This window comes from Paenibacillus massiliensis subsp. panacisoli DSM 21345, from assembly GCF_000426545.1.
Lineage (GTDB): Bacteria > Bacillota > Bacilli > Paenibacillales > Paenibacillaceae > Paenibacillus > Paenibacillus panacisoli.
Window position 1 is genome coordinate 1 of sequence record NZ_KE384536.1, and the last position, 19,025, is coordinate 19,025.

Annotated in this window: 16 protein-coding genes; 4 read left to right on the top strand and 12 right to left on the bottom strand. The window is 49.2% G+C overall.

Annotated elements, in window-relative coordinates:
• Positions 1–266: 266 nt before the first annotated feature.
• The 9 genes from K331_RS0127135 to K331_RS30715 all read right to left on the bottom strand — a co-directional run bounded on the left by K331_RS0127135 (position 267) and on the right by K331_RS30715 (position 10,924).
• The gene (locus K331_RS0127135; RefSeq protein WP_028592750.1) at positions 267–1,865 is read right to left on the bottom strand and encodes an FAD-dependent oxidoreductase; all 1,599 of its coding nucleotides are present in this window, start codon (positions 1,863–1,865) and stop codon (positions 267–269) included.
• A gap of 70 nt (positions 1,866–1,935) precedes the next feature.
• Entirely contained in the window at positions 1,936–2,847 is a 912-nt protein-coding gene (locus K331_RS0127140) for an ROK family protein (protein WP_028592751.1), read from the bottom strand.
• Positions 2,848–2,863: 16 nt separating this feature from the next.
• Positions 2,864–3,706 (bottom strand): MurR/RpiR family transcriptional regulator, encoded by an 843-nt coding sequence (locus K331_RS0127145; protein WP_028592752.1) that lies wholly within the window; start codon positions 3,704–3,706, stop codon positions 2,864–2,866.
• A gap of 10 nt (positions 3,707–3,716) precedes the next feature.
• A complete protein-coding gene (locus tag K331_RS0127150) occupies positions 3,717–4,415 on the bottom strand; it encodes an N-acetylmannosamine-6-phosphate 2-epimerase (protein WP_028592753.1) in 699 nt (232 codons plus the stop codon).
• Between the two features lie 151 nt (positions 4,416–4,566).
• Positions 4,567–6,123, bottom strand: a complete 1,557-nt coding sequence (locus K331_RS0127155) for a DUF4127 family protein (protein ID WP_028592754.1) — start codon at positions 6,121–6,123, stop codon at positions 4,567–4,569.
• Positions 6,124–6,242: 119 nt separating this feature from the next.
• Complete coding sequence (locus tag K331_RS0127160) at positions 6,243–7,136, bottom strand: carbohydrate ABC transporter permease (RefSeq protein ID WP_051290071.1); 894 nt, start codon at positions 7,134–7,136, stop codon at positions 6,243–6,245.
• Positions 7,136–8,017, bottom strand: a complete 882-nt coding sequence (locus tag K331_RS0127165; RefSeq protein WP_028592756.1) for a carbohydrate ABC transporter permease — start codon at positions 8,015–8,017, stop codon at positions 7,136–7,138. The genes K331_RS0127160 and K331_RS0127165 overlap by 1 nt, the downstream gene beginning before the upstream one ends.
• Before the next feature lie 88 nt (positions 8,018–8,105).
• Positions 8,106–9,383: an ABC transporter substrate-binding protein gene (locus K331_RS0127170; RefSeq protein WP_028592757.1), complete on the bottom strand. Its 1,278-nt coding sequence runs from the start codon at positions 9,381–9,383 to the stop codon at positions 8,106–8,108.
• Positions 9,384–9,787: 404 nt separating this feature from the next.
• Positions 9,788–10,924 (bottom strand): AbrB family transcriptional regulator, encoded by a 1,137-nt coding sequence (locus K331_RS30715; RefSeq protein ID WP_051290072.1) that lies wholly within the window; start codon positions 10,922–10,924, stop codon positions 9,788–9,790.
• A 283-nt stretch (positions 10,925–11,207) separates the two neighbouring features.
• Between K331_RS30715 and K331_RS30720 the strand changes: the two genes are divergently transcribed.
• A complete protein-coding gene (locus tag K331_RS30720) occupies positions 11,208–13,037 on the top strand; it encodes an AbfB domain-containing protein (protein ID WP_226383716.1) in 1,830 nt (609 codons plus the stop codon).
• A 218-nt stretch (positions 13,038–13,255) separates the two neighbouring features.
• Positions 13,256–14,566, top strand: coding sequence for a hypothetical protein (locus K331_RS0127185; RefSeq protein WP_028592758.1), 1,311 nt, complete (start codon positions 13,256–13,258; stop codon positions 14,564–14,566).
• Positions 14,567–14,807: 241 nt separating this feature from the next.
• Here K331_RS0127185 and K331_RS0127190 read toward each other — a convergent pair whose 3' ends face one another.
• Positions 14,808–15,371 (bottom strand): DUF420 domain-containing protein, encoded by a 564-nt coding sequence (locus K331_RS0127190; protein ID WP_018886902.1) that lies wholly within the window; start codon positions 15,369–15,371, stop codon positions 14,808–14,810.
• Between the two features lie 335 nt (positions 15,372–15,706).
• Here K331_RS0127190 and K331_RS0127195 point away from each other — a divergent pair, with 335 nt between their 5' ends.
• The gene (locus tag K331_RS0127195; protein WP_036636046.1) at positions 15,707–17,317 is read left to right on the top strand and encodes a methyl-accepting chemotaxis protein; all 1,611 of its coding nucleotides are present in this window, start codon (positions 15,707–15,709) and stop codon (positions 17,315–17,317) included.
• Complete coding sequence (locus K331_RS0127200; protein ID WP_028592760.1) at positions 17,314–17,757, top strand: chemotaxis protein CheW; 444 nt, start codon at positions 17,314–17,316, stop codon at positions 17,755–17,757. Before K331_RS0127195 ends, K331_RS0127200 begins: the two co-directional genes overlap by 4 nt.
• Before the next feature lie 81 nt (positions 17,758–17,838).
• On the opposite strand, the gene K331_RS0127205 is transcribed toward K331_RS0127200, so the two are convergent.
• Positions 17,839–18,630 (bottom strand): NAD-dependent epimerase/dehydratase family protein, encoded by a 792-nt coding sequence (locus tag K331_RS0127205; protein ID WP_028592761.1) that lies wholly within the window; start codon positions 18,628–18,630, stop codon positions 17,839–17,841.
• 31 nt (positions 18,631–18,661) lie between these two features.
• Entirely contained in the window at positions 18,662–18,943 is a 282-nt protein-coding gene (locus tag K331_RS0127210) for a GNAT family N-acetyltransferase (RefSeq protein WP_018886906.1), read from the bottom strand.
• Between the last annotated feature and the right edge of the window lie 82 nt (positions 18,944–19,025).

Sequence of the window (19,025 nt, forward strand, 5' to 3'; positions counted from 1 at the left end):
ACCAAAAACCTTCGCGTTGGATTTTGCTTCACAAAATCCGCTCACTCGTTGTTCAGTTTTCAAAGATCAACTTCGTTTTTCTTTCCTGTCGTTTTTGCGACAGCTATAAGATCATAACATGTTCGCGAGAGAAGTGCAAGCTTTTTTTTAAAAAAACTTTTTTTCAACTTCAATATCGAATGCTGAATCAGTGTCAGCCGTAATAATATATCACGAACTTCACTTTATTATCAACCCCAAAATAAATCTTTTTTCGCACCATATTTTTACATGTCGAATTCAGTCGTAAATTCCACTCCTAATGGCCAATGAAGCTCAACACCCCGAGCAAGCAAACACTCTTGATAGTGACCGAGATGCTCACTCGATTCTCTTATCCGCACTGGATACACTTGATGCTGAACGGCATACGCAGCCAGCACTCCTGCTGCCTCGCCAATGTTCCATTCCGTCGGATGAAGTCGGTAGCAGCCATTAGCCACTTGGGTCATACCTATATTTTTGCATGCTGCAATCAGATTTTTCATACGTTTGGGAATCAGCGAACCTAGAGGAATCTCATATGGGTAGTTAGGAATATAGTACGTTCGCTGAGTTATCGTTGTAGGATGTATATCGAGATGATAGCTCCCTACGCCCACACTATCCTTATAGCTGCGAATCCCCTTTGCTCCACGAAGCTGCCTGCTGACATCATGCTCTGTAATCGTCTGCATAGCTTTGAGCCGACGGGATTCTCTTATATAGGGGGCTTTCGCAAGCCCATTTACAGTCCCAAGCACATCCCCTCTCAGGCGGACGCCCGGAAATCCAAGTCCTCCATCCAAGCGCGGCGCCTCTGTCTGAAGCCAGTACACAAGTGACAAAGTCAACTGTGCTGCTGCTTCCAGATGACTTACACGTTCTTTATCAGCTACATCCATAATCGTTCCTATAAAGTAGTCATTCTGTGGCCAATTCAGGAGCGTAACCTCACCTTCAAATAAAGGAGTACGCCACAGCTTCGGGTCCACAATCCGCCGATAATCCCACAAGGATGTAACTCCGTGCTCATTGGGAAACATCGTAAATTCCTTGAGCCGGGTAGTATCATTCGCATCAGCGGCATACCAGCTTAGCAGAGGAGCTGTTGAGAACCGAGGCATAAAGCCTTTCCAGAACTCATAGTCAGCAGGCCTCTCTATAGTACACTTCCAGTCCCCTACATAATCTACTGCGGCTACATGTGTAATGCCTTGCACATCCTGCTGATCCGCATGTTCCGGCGCATGAGGCTCGTGAGTATCTTGGCGCGACTCCGCACCAACTACATACTCCGCACCAGCTAGTGGCAATAAATCCCCGCAGTCTGTGGCATCCAGGTAGTAAGAGGCTTGCAGATAGTGACGAGTCTGATCCTTAAGATGCAGGACTTCGATTCCAGTGATCATATCCTCAACAGTATCAGCCGCTACTGGCACAGTATGATATAGGATCTTCACCCTTCCGCTATTTACATATGGAGCCAGCATATCCTGCAATACGCTTAGAGCCACACGCGGCTCATGTGAGAGTCGGCTTACCCACCCATTTCCCGGATTCAGAAGCGGGTCGTCAAGGGCATCCTTGGTCAGGGGATAATTACTCTTGTAGTAGGATCTAATCCGTTCACGGAGCTTTCGATAGGAAAGAGTGCATCCGAACTGTTCGATCCACCGATGCTCATCAGGGGGTACAGCCTGTGATGTCAGCTGCCCACCGATCCAGTCCGTCGCCTCCGTCATAATGACCTTCATGCCACATTCCGCTGCAGACAGCGCAGCAGCTGTCCCACCCAGACTGCCGCCAACAACGACGACATCCACTTGCATTCTCCGCTGTTCCATGAAAGATCCTCCCGAATATTATTTGATCAACCTGGTAAACTTCATCTTTCAGAACATCTACAGGAAGTACTCAGATACAGGGATTACTCACATCCAACGCCAAATTTGCCGCTCCAAGGTAACCCGCCTTGTTGCCAAGAGCAGCTCGCCGAATCTCCAATGTACCATCCCATTGACCCATTTGCCGCTCCAGCAAAGGCCACCAGACATCGCTGGAATCAATGAGTCCCCCTCCCACAATGACGGCATCCGGGTCCAGGGTAATCCCAATATTGGCAATAACAACGGAGAGATCTGACACAAATTCCTCCAGTACCCTTAGGGCCTCCTCCTCACCCGCTTCGGCACCTTTAATCAGATCATGAGCTGATGGGTAGATCTTATCTGCTGATTCCTGACCCCGCCTATGAAGTGCCGTTCCTGAGATGTATTGCTCTGCACAGCCCTTCTTACCGCAATTACACGGCACTCCTCCTGGTACCAGAATGCTGTGCCCCCATTCCCCAGCATACCAGCGCTTCCCTCTGACAAGACGCTCTGGCAGGAAATAAGCCCCACCCACTCCCGTGCCAAGCGTCAGCATCACCAGTTCCTCCTGAGGTGAACCACTACCTAGCCAGATCTCACCAAGCAATGCAGCATTGGCATCATTATCAACAATCGTCGGCAGGCCGAACACAGACTCCGCCCACTCCTTCAGATGGACCCCCTGCCAGCCAGGGAGGTTCTTCGTTGCGTATACAACCTCACCATCCTCAAAGTTCACACGACCGGCCGAAGCTATTCCAATCGCGTGTATCGTTCCATCCGGCTGCCCACTCAGCAGCTTATACACTAGAACTTCCATCCGCTGCAGTAGCAGTTCCCGTCCCGCCTCTGGCTTGGTTAGACAAATTGCTGTCTCGAAGATCGTTCCATCCCTCCCCACGATTGCTCCTTTAACCGAAGTGCCTCCAATATCAAGTCCGATGACTTTATCCATGGAATGCTCCTTTTATTTAATAACTACGTTCAATGACGGCTCTCGCAGTCTTCTCCTTCATCTGCTTGGTGCGGTCTAGATTCTTCCGCGCGAGGCCCTCACAGATCAGATCAATGATGAAGAGCTGAGAGATCTTCGCCCCAATCGATCCCCCTTCAAGCGGAGCCTCCTTACCAGCGGTAAGGAGTACAATGTCAGCGATAGACGTTATTGGCGATTTGGCATAATTCGTAATTGCGACGATAGTAGCCCCGTTCTGCTTGGCTTTATGCAGCATGTCATTCGTATCGAGTGTACTTCCCGACACGCTAATCCCGAAGGCGACATCCCCAGGCCCCATAGTTACTGCCATCATAGATTGGATGTGGCTGTCGGCTACTGCCTCCGCTCTGCGGCCCATGCGTAGAAGACGGTTCTTGGCTTCAAGGGCCGTAATCCCCGAGGACCCCACACCAAAAAACTGAATATAGCCCGCCTGATCAAGCACATCCACGGCTAGCTCCAGTTGATCCCGATCGAGCAAGCCCACACTGGAGTTCAATATATTCACCATAGCCTCATACACAGTCTGAATCATATCAGGCTCCTGATCAGGCCGGCCTTCCTGATGCTGTAGCTCATATGGTCTGCGTGCGGTCTGATCCTGAGCCAGAGCCAGCTTGAAATCCTGATATCCCTTGAAGCCAATCTTCCGGCAAAAGCGCATCACCGTGGTCTCCCCGGTACCAGCAAATTCAGCCAACTCCGTCACGGATAAATAAATCAGATCATGGGAGCGCTCCAACACACAGGAAGCTACCTTGCTTTCAGATTTGGTCAAAGAGGGATAATACGTCCGAATTCGATCGTTCATGTCCATCGATACATGCTCACTGCCTTTCTAATGTCACTACCTTAGCGGCCGCTTCGGCAAATCTTGCTGTAATCCACTGCGGACGAGTAATTGCACTACCTACCACAACTGCATAAGCCCCCAGTCGCAGTGCCTGCTCTACCTGAGCTGGCTCGCTAATTCTCCCCTCTGCCATAAGAGGGATACCGACGGCCTGCGCCGCCTCCCTTACCAACTCCAGATGAGGGCCACGCATCTTCGGAGAGTAGGAGGTATAGCCTGATAGCGTGGTAGAAATACACGCCGCTCCCAGTGCCTCAGCCTGGACAGCCTCCTCCAATGTAGAGATGTCTGCCATGCAAGGCAGATTCAGCTCTGCTGCATGTTGTAATAGACTTGCCAATGTGCACCCTTGTGGCCGAGGACGGTTCGTAGCATCCAGTGCTATCATGTCTGCTCCCGCTTCGTGAAGCTCATCCACTTCCTGCAGCGTAGGGGTGATGTAGACTTCGGAATCAGGATAGTCGCGCTTGATTAGCCCAATCACTGGAATAGACACAGTCCGCTTGATCACCCGGACGTCCTCTGCACCATTTGCACGAATCGCGACGGCACCACCTCTCTCGGCAGCATCGGCTACTCTGGCCATGATGTCTGAACCATGCAGGGACTCTCCGGGCAACGCTTGGCACGATACGATAAGTCCTGGGCGAATACCGTAGATAACAGGGGTCATTCGTACACCCTCTCTCTTTATATAGAAAATAATCACACTAATCATGTGCATTGGTAATAGTATAGCTACATGAATGAGCAGGCTCCCCCAACGGAAATGACTGATGTATGGAGCGCAACTGAATTGAGCAGTACTATTGATCAGCCAGTAATTAGCCAGATTGCTGCGATACTGCAGCCATACCTTCATAACTCACATGCAAGCCCACCTCAAATGTCCGGTTCCAAGGCATATAGCAATCATGAATCTGAATATGCTCATCGGAACCAAGCAGCATTTGACGAATCACAAGCTCCAATTGTTCCCGTACGATCGTTGCTGCACATCCTCGCGGACCGTCCAGTTCGAACTTACTCAATCCCATTCCATCTACTATACGTTCATTCATGACCATACGCACTACAGCGCAATAGCAGGCATCCTCTGTATAACGGAGAGCCAGAAAATCAAGATGCTCCTGAGTTGCCCCATAATGAGCGTACACCATGGACTGGGCAATGACGGTGCCAAGTGTGTTAGAGCTCGTGTTCCATCCTGCGTACCCTGCAAGCTTGAATAGTAGCCCCCGGCGGCGCAACAATCTCAAGAGCTTGAGATCCGCACCATTGGCATAGCCTACATCTGCGATGGCTACGGGCTTGCCCCAATGCTGCTGCACATAGGCCGCATATTCAATTAGCTCGATTATATTGCGCTGTACATCGTACCCCGCCGAAGCCTGCTGCTGATCCACAGCTTCGGCCATTGTATCTCCCGGGGTATTCGCGAGCAGGATGACATCAGCCTCTGCGGCAGAACTAACCATCAAGCCTCCAGCAGCGAGAATCTGATATTTCAGAGATTCGCCGAAATGACGATCCTCAAACAAAGGCGTAACCAGCGCCCCCTGATCAGAGGACATTCGCGGATAGAGCAACGGAGTAACCCCTTTGACCCGGTTCAGCATTCTGGCGAGCAACGTACAGGCTACTTCATCTGCTCCAGGATACATATACACCTGTAGCTCCAGATCAAGCTCCGCAATACGCTCTCGGACCTTCTGCTGATCTCTTGCCGTCCATCCATAAGGCGCGGAATCATCCTGAGGGATGATGAGAAAGTCAATAACTTCTGAGCTTACCAGCTCCAGAGCCGCCCGATTCAGTAGCGCGTTCACCTCGCGCCGATCCAGATAATCCTTAAGGACCCCGGCAGGCAGGACAGTATCAATATGCTTAAGCTCTATCAGCTCTTCATCTGTGGCTAGCCCCGAGAGATGACGGTGTTCAATGTATCCTTTTCGGAAAATTTCCCGTCCCCAGTTCGCGTAATAGTCCGGTTCCTCATCTGCCAGCGAATACTGCGGACAGCGCATAATCAACTGAAAAGCATACATATGCTGCAGGTTCGGACAACGCTCCCTAAGCATTCGTAATCTTTCCAATTGCTCTGCAAGCTCTGCCGGACTCTGATCATGCAGACGTGAAGGCACGATTCCACCGTAGAGCAGTGTATCCAGTGCGAGGATCGCTCCATGAGCAGTAGCCGCTTCTTGCTCCAACCAGCTCCATAACCGGGGCAGATCTGCTGGAAGCTTCTTGTTGCCTAGCATTTCTTTTGGCGGACGCACCAGTTCCAGCTCGGTGCCCTGACTGAGCAAGAATGGAAATTCGTAGTTGCACGGACGTTCGTCTAGCGGAATGAACAAGATTCGCTGTCGTGACTTCATACGGTCGCCACCTGCCTTTTTTTGCTGAAGTATCATGAGTCAAGCATTCATCAATGCATTGCTTATACTTCACTTTCACACACATGACGAGAAAGCTAACCAGTGCGGATGCGAAGCAATCACCCCTTCACAGCCCCGGCCAGACCCTCCATGTAATATCGCTGCGTGAGCAGAAATACAATAATGATCGGCAATACCGAAATCATCGTACCCGCGGCAATCCAGCCGAAGTTATAGGAGAACTGCCCATTCAGATAGGTCAGGGCTGCAGCCAGCGGATAATCCTGCGGATCATCCATGATCACAATTGGCCACAAGAAGTTGTTCCAGAAAGCCATCACCTCCAGCAACGAGATGACTGCAATGGCAGGCTTCACCAGCGGAAGTACCAGCTGCCACCAGATTCGGAGCTCGGAGGCGCCATCCATTTTGCCCGAATCACGAACATCTGGTGGAATGTTAAGAAAGGTCTGCCTCATAAGAAATACATTAAAAACCGAGATCGCCGCTGGCAACACCACATCCATGAAGCTATTATTGAAAGGCAACACCTGATTCATGGCTCGGATCGTTAAATAGTGCACAATAATTGCTGTAGAGGAAGGTATAATCATGGTCGCAATCAGCAGCCCGAAGATAAGATTCCTGCCCCGGAAGCGAAAGACTGCAAGTGGATAGCCCGTCAGGCTGGCCAACACTACATTCGTAACTACACCAAGAGCGGTTATGATTACGGTGTTGTAGATATATTTTGGAAAGTCCATGAACTGCCACACCTGTACATAATTGCTGAAGTCCACGAACGTCGGAAAAATGGCAGGTGGCGTGGAAAAGACATTTCGGCCGGGCATCACGGACACACTCAGTAACCACAGGAATGGGCCCATCATGAATAATGCCAGCAAGATTAACAATGCATAGACTACCAGTCGCCCCACAGTTCGTCTAAAGAAGCGCATCCCTCGGGACTCGGCAAGAGGACGAATTGGTGTATCCATTTTCCTGTTCAGCATCAGTAGGAGTTGATACCTCCTTTGCGGTTCAGCCAGAATACAAGCACACTAAGTGCCCCAACGAGTAGGCTCACAATGAGTCCAAGCGCTGACGTATAGCCGAATTCGAACTGCTCCATACCCTTCTGGAAAATATACAGACTTGAGGTCAATGTCGAGGTACCCGGCCCGCCCTTAGTCAAAATGTACACCTCATCAAATACGCGGATGGCCGACATGACAGAGAACAATGTACAGAAGAGCACATACGGTCTTAGCATCGGTATGGTGATATGAAGCATCAGACGTAGACGCCCCGCTCCATCGACTCTAGCCGCCTCATACAGATCAGAAGGGATGTTCTGCAGACCGGCCAAATACAGCATCATATAATAGCCCAGCCCCTTCCACATCGTAATGAACATCAGTACATACAGAGCCGTGGCACTGCCCGACAGCCAAGCGATCTGTTCAGTGAGCACACCCACTTGCATGAGCAAATAGTTCACCACACCGTTGTTGCTTAGCAGCCAGCTCCAGATCAAGGCTACAGCAACCATAGATGTCACTACCGGGGTATAATAAGCGGCACGGAAGGCTCGAATCCCCGGAATTCTCCCATTAACCAACACCGCCATTAGGATTGAGAAGATCTGAATGAAGGGCACCACCAGCACGTACACTAGAGAGTTCCATAGGGAGATCAGAAAATTACGGTCCTTGACCGCCCGCTCAAAATTATCGAAGCCCACATAGCTGGCATCTGTAAGCCCCGAGTAATTCGTTAATGCAAGCGGAATGCTGTACAGGATGGGCCAGAATACGAAGACTGCCAATAAAGCCAATCCCGGTGTCATGAACGCCCAGGCAGCAAAAGCCTCTGACCGCAGCCACCGCTTCATAAGCATCACCACCTTGTATGTCTTTTTTAAAAGTCCACTGAATTACCGCATGAGCTCCAGCTTAGGTTGCATCCTTGGGGACTATCGATTATTGCTGCAAGATTCTGTTTACCTCCTGCTCCAGATCATTCAGCGTCTTGGTCATGTCCGCTCCGTTCAGAAGAATATTCTGTAATGCCCGTGTGATCGCAGAGTTGATATCCTTGGCATTCGGGACACCTACCATATAGTCCGTAGCTTTATCAAGGCTCTGAGCAGATACGATTTTGGCCTCGGCCTCAAGAGACTGATCCGATTCAGTGAAGAATGGGTCCTCTATCGAGGCCTTGGTAGAAGGAAGAGTGTTGGCCACCTTCGAGAACGCCGTTTGACTATCTGCATTGGTCAGGAACACGGCGAATCGGACTGCTTCCTCGGGATGTGCCGACTTGGCAGGGACGACCAGGTTCATGGAATTGGACATCCGCACGCCCCCTTTGCCCGTCGGCAATGGAACTGCAATCGTATTGCTATACACCTCAGGCGCTGCCGTCTTGATAAAGTTAATGAAAGTTGGCCCAGCAAGCTCGAAGGCGACCTGCTCACCTGCATAATATTGAACCTGCTTAGCGAAATCCGCATCCTCCTTGATGATCATGCCTTCATCCATGAGCTGCTGTATATTCCGAATCATCGCTTCTGTATCGGGATTGTTGAATGCAGCAGCACTCTTGTCTTCATTCAGAATCGGAATTCCATCAATCGGGAATAGCTTTGATACGAGCTGCATGGCATAGCCGGCCTTACCTGTCTTCTCTTTAATCTGACGCGCCCATTCGATTAGCTCCTCACGCGTCTGTGGTGGCGCTGCAGGATCAAGACCAGCCTTCTCAACCAGCTTTTTGTTCATGAACAACACCTCGGTTCCGGTGTACCATGGCAGCGCATATGCCTTGTCACCGATGACCGTGGATTCGAAAATACCCTCGAAATAAGCAGACTTTTCGTCAGGGGTCAGGTACTCATTCATATCAAGCACGGCACCCTTCGTACCCATCTGACTGGCAAATTCCGTATTCAGATTCACCACATCAGGGCTGTCTCCACCAGAAATACTGGTCAGCAGCTTATTGGTGATTGCATCATACGGGTAGTCCTTCCACTCAATACGAACATTCGGATGGGCCTGCTCATAATCGGCGATGACCTGATTGAAATAATCCGTAAACGTTGGCTGCAGCGCAATAGTCCAGAATTCCAGCGTCACCTGACCGCTACCATCATCCTGGCCTGAAGACTTCGTTGCCCCTCCACTGCAGCCGCTGATGACGAACACCAGAAGCAGGCAGCACAGCGTAAGCAGCAAGCCTTTATTAGGACCCTTCATACCATTGCCCCCTTGTTTCGAAATATAGAAAATACACAATTGCATAATGAATTAACCAAATTATAGCAGTGTTATCTCGTAAAAAGAATAATTTCTCCATAAAAATATAATTTAGCGGTATATTTTTTTATAGGTAACAAGAGGCTGACACCAAAGACATTCACTTATGGAATGCCTTAGTGACCTCACTGCTTAGAACAATACCTCGGGCCCAGCACCTTGAACGAATATGATTTCAGAATGATGATCCGGGAAGCATAGTCGTTAGCAGACAACAAGTCTGTCCTCACATTCCCTCCCTTCAAGGCACTAGAACAAGGATAAGATACTAGAACAACGATAGGATAAGCGCTACTTGTAGGATGACTTGTATGATGTTACTTGTATGATGGCACTCCGAAGGTTCAAGCTGATTCTTTCGTATGCAAGCGCGACTTAGGTGTAATGGCAGTGAATCGACGTAGCAGCAGACCCAATAATGGAGATACCACGAAGAAAATGAAAAATAATCTGAACATCTGGTAGCCTGATACCATCGGCAGATTAGCACCGACCTCATGGGCCATTACCGCCATCTGATCCATCCCGCCGGGAGCCATGCTAAGAAAAGCCGTCGCTGTAGATGTCCCAAGCCAATGCTCGAACAGCCATGTCAGTCCCAAGGAGCCAATAATTAGCAGCATACCACTACCGAGTGCCAGCGCAGCTGTCTTGGCCAAATTACCTGAAGCCTGTTTTTTGAATGATAAGCCTACGTGAGTGCCAATCAAAAATTGCGAAGCATTCAGAAGCGCGTCTGGCAGAACGGGTGCTTCCAGCATGAACAAATGTAGAAGCGTGGTCACCAGCATCGGTCCTAGCAGAAAAGCTGTAGGTACACGAAGCCTCTGCCCCAAGAGTGCACCCAGCACACACAACGGCGCGTAGACCCATAGTTCCGGAAATAGCTCCGCCCATGCCCCCTCCGTTGTAGCTACGGCAGCAGAAGCTACAGTTACACCTTCAGAAGAAACACTTCCACCTCCAAGCCAAGGGCTGTAGAGCAGAAGCGGCACGCAAAATACAATCATAATCAGCCTGGTTACCTGCATCATCGTGACTACGTTAATATTTACTCCACGGATTTCCTCAGCCAGTGTCACCATCTGCGATAGTCCACCCGGTACACTTCCAATCATAAGCGTGGGTAGGTCGTACTCGGTACAACGGCTGAAAACATAGGCAAGGATCATCGTCATGAGCAGCAGCAATGTAGTAAACAGCAGCATCAACGGAAGCTGAACCATCATCTGTCGCAAAGATTCGAGGGTGAGCGTTATCCCTATCGAATATCCCACCACACCAATTCCTACATCGCGAAGCTGAGACGACCATCGCAAAGGCTGTCTCAGCACATTGGATACGATCAATACAGCAGTCATTGGCCCTAGTAGCCAGGGCACTGGTACACCTAGCCATGCGAACAGCGTCCCTCCTGCAAGTCCGGTCACACCTGCATAAATGAAGAAGCGCCAGGCCCCTACACTCCATTTCTTCTGCATAACAGTCTCCTTCCACTTATGCGGATCGAGTCGGCGAGCCTTCTCTTCTTCGCAATCTCTCTATCCGTCCTCTCTCAATATGTACATTATAACATTGTGCTGAAGGCGCCTGAGGCTGTTCATGGAATTAAGGCATCAGCCAAATGAAATATCCACTTGAATTGTCCAGATTTTTACATAAAATAGTAAATGTAAGCGCTTTTATTTCTTGTGAATATTAGGGAGGTGTATGAAGATGAGGAAAAAGAACAAGGTCTGGATTCTTGTACTCGTATTCACGCTTATGGTATTGGCTGGCCCACCTGAGAGGACACAAGCAGCAAGTACCCCCATCACGAATGGAACAGATTGGTTCGACACGGCTGGCAATCCCATTCAGGCGAACAGCGGCAACATCCTGCAGGTAGGAAACACATATTATTGGTACGGTGAGCATGCAGTGAACGGCAAGTTCGACAGTGTGAATGTCTACACATCTACGGATCTGAAGAACTGGACCTTCAACAATGCAATTCTGACCAAGCATTCGGCAGACGAACTGAACTCCAGCAAGATTGAACGCCCGAAAGTCATTTATAATGCCTCAACTGAACAATATGTACTTTGGGCACATTACGAAAATGGCACGGATTACAACCTCGGTCGGGTCGCAGTCGCGACCAGCAGCACACCAGACGGCCCCTTCACTTATGTAGGTAGCTTCCGGCCCCTGAACTACGAATCTCGTGATATGACAGTGTTTGTAGATACAGATGGGACAGGCTATCTAGTGACGGCCTCTCGCAAGAATGGCGGGGCCAATGACACCATGGCCATCTTCAAAATGAATGCGGACTATACAAACGTGGAATCCTTCGAGGGCTGGCTCTTCGAGAACGCCTACCGTGAGGCTCCTGCCATTGTCAAAAAGGGGACTCGCTACTACCTCTTCACCTCGCAAGCTTCGGGATGGTATCCGAATCAAGGTGCGTATGCCACCGCCACGTCCATGACTGGACCTTGGTCAACGCTGAAGCCATTTGGTAACTCATCGGCCTTTGCCTCACAGATTCACGATATCGCTACAATCACTGGCGAGAGCACTACCTCTTATATCTATATGGGCGATCGCTGGAATCCGATGAAGCTGGGCGAGCACAAACATATTTGGCTTCCACTTTCCCTGAATGATGCAGACGGTACCGCCTCCCTGGATTGGTACAAGGAATGGGACATCGACGCCACTACCGGTACAGTAACCCTCCCTGAACTGGTCAATCATGCTCAAGGCCAACCAGCAACCGCCATCTCGACTGCCTCAGGCTCCTCACCCTCCCATGTCAATGATGGCAATTATCAGACCTCATGGGTGGCTTCATCCAACACCTGGCCTGCCTGGTGGCAGGTAGACCTCGGCTCAGCTCAGACCATCACGGAGGTCGACATTTCGTGGTTCATGTACAAAGGCTCCGAGGGCTATTATAAGTATAAAATTGAAGTCAGTAACGATGGAGTCAATTACTCCACCATTGACCGTACTAACAATCTTACCTATGGCTTCACTACGGATGCCGTCCATTTCACTGCACGATATGTACGTATTCAGATGGTGAACGCGGTACTATGGAACAACCCTGGCAACTGGTATACCCCTACTCTCCATGAAGTCAAATTACTTGGACCTGCTGAGCCTGAAGCCTTAACTCACAGCCGCTTCAGCTCACACAATTATCCAGAGCGCTATATTCGCCATGCGAACTTTGCCGCAAGGATTGATACCAACGTCTCCCCTGAGCTTGACTCACACTTTCGCGTAATACCTGGTCTCGCCCATACAGATGGGGTATCTCTGGAATCTATTAATTTTCCCGGTTACTTTCTAAAGCGTGATTCAGGTGATTCGAGCAACAAAATCATATTAGGGGCTTATAGTAACACCGACAGCTATAAAGGTGACGCCACCTTCCGGATTGTTCCTGGTTGGGCAGAGAGCAATAAGCTCTCCTTCGAGTCCTATAATCAGCCCGGGATCTATATCCGTCATTATGATTATGCGCTGCGGCTTAACACGGTGAATGAATCCAGCAGCAGTATGTTGAAGAGTGATGCCACCTTTGGAAGGGTAGATTTATAGCGGTAGATCTAAATGAATATGGAGGACAGAGCGCACCCTGCTGTGTCCTTTTTATTTTCTAAATTATTGATTTAAAAGCTGGCCAGATTATACGATTCAGCCCACCATCTGCAATTATGATATATTAAACTAATAATAATCTAGTTATTACCAGTAATCTCCCTATAAAATGATAATCACTCACTTGAAGGAACTCACTTGAAGGGTAGGTATAACTTATGGAAGTTGTCCATCAGCTATGGCTGTTGAAGCAAATCTATCATCAGAGCACCATTTGGGATGAGGAGCTTAAGACTTCGCGGCATCCCATTCCGGCAGAGATATCGGAGACGGATTTGGAAGCACTCCAGACCAGCGGCCATCCTCCCAACCACTTTGTAAGTCCGCAGCATGAACAGACAATGACTGAATTAAGACAGCTCGCCGAGCCCTGGACATTGAATCAGTCAGCGCAAGCCTTCGTGGCCTCATTATGGTCAGCGCCGATGATTTGGCGTTCATTGCTTACTGGCAAGCTGATTGCAGAGGCCGTTCCTGATCACGAGTTCGCTCCTTACCCTTCCTCTAGTACTTGCCAAATCTGTGGCTTGAGCGTCTCTGGGGCAACAGATACGAGTCTGGAGTGGTATTGGAGAATGACTAGTGGAACTCCACTGGACGGCAACCTTTTTGGACATGTGCTGGCACTTCAGGAAATGATGGGACAAGAGCTTCCCACCCCTAACGAATATGATCGCTGGACACTCCGTGCCATATTGACGGTGCTTCGCTCGCTACCAGCCAATACACGGTATAGTAAGGCAGCCTTGGCACTCAAAAAAGAACGGCTGCTGCCTACACGTAGCGAGTACGCCTACCGCAATCTATTAGAGACTTTGGGGCTAATCGGTATTTTGGATACGACGGATTATCCCGGAATGGCAACCGAATTCACATCGTACCAGAAGCGTGACCAGCGTCCCAACATTCGGGTTGAGGTGCAGGCACCGCTGGCGTGGTGGGATTCCTCCATTGGTATTAATGAGACAACCTTGGCTCGGATTTTTGGGGATTACGATCTCTCCAACGTATCACTGGACGACAGACCTCAGCAGCTCCCGGATCTAAAGGAAACGATATTAGGCGCTTGGGAGCATAAAAAAAAGCCACGGGCAAAAGTACCAAAGGCTTCACCCGACGCAGGAACCGGCAAGGTGCAGGCAGGCGATGTATACGCCGTTCGCGTCAGAGATGGGATATGGATTACAGTGTATTGCCATGAGCTCATGGATCAGCGGGTTAAGGTCGAATATCTTGACGGAGTCTATCCGGAAATGCCGGCCAAGACGGATCTGACGATGACCTTTCGCCCAAGGAAGGACGGACGCTGGCAATGCTCGGTGATTGCCATTGATTCCACGAGCTGGGTCAGAAGAGTGGCACGAGAGCTGCCTTGTCCAGCTTCACAACTGCCGGAGCCTGATCGCATACCGTTTCATAACGCCAAGGATTTGAAGCATATGGCCAGCTGGTGTTTCCCCGAAATCTAGTCAAGGGATAAGAGCAGGGTCTGGCACTTGAACACTCTATTACAGCAAGATTTCCAGTCTATTGGCTGCCAAAATAGTAAAAGGGCTGTCCCTTGTCATCTCCATGACAATAGGACAACCCTTTTTTTGCGTGAGAAGTCTAGGTCAGGCACCTGCTCCAGACTACAGAATGATTGAACTCGAGAGCATAACTCCGAGAGCATTATGAGGTATGAAGATAGCTAAAGAACTGTTCAGTCCATTAATAATACGGAGCCATGAACAGGTACACCACTACTCCTGTGAAGCTGACATACAGCCAGATCGGCATCGTCCAACGGGCAATCTTGCGGTGCTTCTCCACCTGCATCGTCCATCCCCATACAACAGAGAACAGTGCCAGTGGCACAATAATGGCCGCCAGGAAGCTATGTGTAATCAGAATAAAGAAATAAATCGGCCGAACGATTCCTTCGCCACCGAACTTCGCTGTCCCAGGGGACATGTAATGGAAGGTCAGGTAGGTGACAAGAAATAACAGTGTACTTGTGAATGCCGCCATAATAAATCTTTTGTGAATTGTGACATTCTTCTTGATGATAGCAAACAAAGCTGCTAGCAAAAAGATAAAGGTGAAGCTGTTGAAAATAGCGTTCATGCGTGGCAAGAGGGACAGATCAAAGTGTACCTCGCCCTGATATCCCAGCGGAGTAAAGAACAACGCGAGAATGATAGCATTGGCTACCAGAGATACCGTGACAATCAGTCCGGTAAAATTCCGGTTGGTCGTAGGCTGCTGGAGCTTGTCCTTGGACGCTTTGCTCATGAGAATGGATTCTCCTTTAGTTATTTTAAAATTGTAATAATTCTATTATATTGAACGCCATCCATCACTGTGAAGTGACAACACTATGAACAATGTGGCTTCCATATAGTCATCTTGATAAGTCATCTTGCTATTCTAACCCATTCCTCCTCAAAACACACCTACTCTCATCACACCCTGTTTGTATTTTTGTCTATTAGCTTTTATACATAATGTCGATAAATTAATGCGATTTTGTCGAATCATACTTCATTTGTTGTTAGAATTTGTCGAGATACATATTATATGCGCAACAAAATACTACTTAAGACTCATTTAAAAAGGAGATCACGATTATGAAATGGTTCAATAATCTCAAGACTGCTGTGAAAATCCTTACTTCATTCCTAGTCATATGTGTTATCCTTGGGGTGATGGGCATTTATTCGATCAAAAACCTTGAATCCATGAACAGCAGCATGAATGAGTTGTACGACAAGAACCTCACCGCCGTAAGGCTGGTATCCAACGTCGAGAGCTTGTACCAGCGTATGCGCGTGAACATTGTGGATCTCACTGCGGCACAGACTGATGCTGACGAGCAGAGAATTATGGACCGTATGAATGAGCGCGCCCGTGATGTCCAGTCGGCTATTGATCAATACCGTCCATTAGCCACTACACAAGAAGAGATGGATGAGCTCGCTAATTTCGAAAAGATATATGCGCAATATGTAGACAGATACGAGACCGCGAAGCAGCTGGCTGCAAGCGACGATATCGCTGCCTTCAACGAATTCAATAATGAGACTCTCCTCGCGATTGGAGATGAGGTCAGCGCAAGTCTGGATCATCTAATTAAGCTTAATGTCGAAGCCGCACAAGATACCAACGATCTGGCTGACCAAAATTACGGCACCGCGATGACTCTTACGATTACCTTGATTATCGGAGCCGTGGTTGTGAGCATCCTGATTGGACTTATTGTAGCGAACTCCATCACCAAGCCGCTGAATTATATGGTCGCCTTGATCGAAAAGGTGTCAAAGGGCGATCTGACCGAGAAATCCGTACTGGATTCCAAGGAGGAGATCGGACAGGTATCCAGATCCCTGAATAAAATGATCGATAATTTCCGTAATTTGATCGGAGGCATTATCATTACATCCCAAAATGTAGGAGCCTCTTCGCAGCAGATTGCAGCCAGCAGCGAGGAAATCGCCGGAAGTAGCTCCAGTCAGGCAGATGCAGCCTCCTCCATATCTGATTTGTTCAAGGAATTGACCGAAGCGGTCAATTCAGTAGCAAGTAGCGCTGAGGAAGCGGCCGAGCTATCCAACCAGACCCTGAGTGTGGCCCAGGAAGGCGAGAAGGTCGTCCAAGCTTCGAAGCAAGGGATGGATGAGATTCGCCAGACGATGAATTTGCTCGAGGGCGATTCCGATAAGATCGGTGAGATTATTGAAGTTATCGATGACATTGCAGCCCAGACGAACCTATTAGCTCTTAACGCTGCTATTGAGGCGGCAAGAGCAGGCGATCAAGGCAAAGGCTTCGCCGTTGTCGCGAATGAGGTTCGCAAGCTGGCAGAGCGCAGTGGTAGCGCGACCAAGGAGATTACCAGCATTATTAAAACCATGCAATCCAATACTAAGCGGAGCGCTTCCATTGTAGGAGAAAATGTCGTACAATCTAATCGTACCGAGGAAGTATTCCAGACTATTATGGATATGGTAAGCAGTTCTTCCCTGAAGGTAAATGAGATTGCTGCTGCATGCGAGGAGCAAGCGGCGCAAGCCTCCGATGTCATGCTGTCTGTGGAGACCATTGCTTCAGCAAGCGAGGAATCTGCTGCAGCCTCCGAGGAGACGGCATCCACTAGCCAGGCTTTGGCCCATTTGGCCGAGGAGCTTAATGAATCAGTATCTGTATTTCAAATTCCAAAATCTACAGGACGTGACTTATGACATCTCCCACACACACATCGCAGTATATTGTAATATCCATTGATGATCAGCTATATGGCATGGCTATGACCTCTGCTCATGAGATCATGACCGTTCCTGCCCTTACCAGGCCCGCAGGTGCACCCTACGAGGTGATGGGGTTGATCGAGCTGCAGAACAAGATTGTACCCGTGATCAGCCTGCGTCATCTGTTCGATCTAGGCGGAGCAGAGCTTGATGATCGCGCACGCATTATTATCGTGTCAATAGACGGGAACTATGCCGCACTGTTGGTGGATGAGGTCATACAGATCTCAGAGTATCGTGAACTGCTCCCGACCCGCTCCGGCTGGAACAACAGTGGCTACATTATGGGCTATGCCAAGCAAGGGGAACAAGGAGAGACCTCCCTTGTAGGAATTCTTCATATGGATCGCATCTTGAGCTTTATATACAATTAGTTAATTAGTTAGTCACGCGTACAAACAAGACCATCTCGTTCCCTCGAACGCGGATGGTCTTGTTTGGTTCACGACTCTGGTTCACGGTTGATGCTTGTGCACAGCACCCCCACCCTGGTATCGGGTCTCGTCATGCTTCAACGGCTCTCCGCGTCTAGCTGCCTCTCTTAGCCAGTCTGCACCGTTATCAACCGGATCATATCCAATGAGTTCCTTCAAATAGGAAATATCATAATAGTTATGTTCATTGGCTGATGTACCATACATCGAGATGAAGCGCGTGCTGTCCTCGGCCTCAATACAGCGATGCACCAGCTGTACCATGTCCCGGTGTGATATCCAGATATGCGCCGAGCGCTCACTATGCGGACGATTATCCGCTGTGAAATTGCCAATTCTGAGATTGATAGAGGACAAGCCGTGCTTATCTGCGTACAGCTGACCCAATAGCTCAATGTAACACTTGCTCAGTCCATAAAAGCTGTCAGGACGATAGGGATCTGTAGGCTCGACCTCCTCATGAAGCTTGTAGTAGCCCGTAGCATGGTTGGAGCTAGCAAAAATAATTCTTCTTACGCCTTGCTCGCGAGCCGCCTCATATAGCAAATAAGCCCCGGTAACATTGACAGGCAAAATTTTACCCAGAAAATCCTCCTCATCCTTCGCCCAGGCACAGTGCACAATCGTATCCATCCCCCGGGCAAGCTCCTTGAGGCGCTCTCCATCCGTTATGTTCAAAGCTGTGATTCCCCGTTCAGGGTCCTCATTCAGATCTGCTCCGATAATATCGTAGGATTTCACCTGTCGCAGGCCTTCCAGCAGACAATGGCCGATGCTGCCAGCCGCACCAGTAATCAGAATTTTCCGTCTCATTCATCATCCCTCCACTATATCAGGATATGATTCACGAATCCTTCTTCCATATGTCATGGTACGCTGGTGTTCGCTTGAACAAAGCTTCGGCATACGGACACGATGGGACAATCTTCTTCCCCTCCTCTCGGGCCATCTGCACTACACGCTCGATCAACTCCTTACCAACATGCTGCCCGCGCAGCTCCTCAGCCACAAAGGTATGATCGATCACAATAGAGTGTTCATCTACAGGCGCAAAGGTCACTTCGGCAACAATCTCTTCGCCATCAATGATTACGAAGGCATGATCCTCTTTTCGAATGTCGTGCATATACCCGCTTCAGCTCCTCTTCTCTATAATTTAACGACTCGTTCATTAGTTTCCCCGAATATGAGCGAGACGAAACGTCATA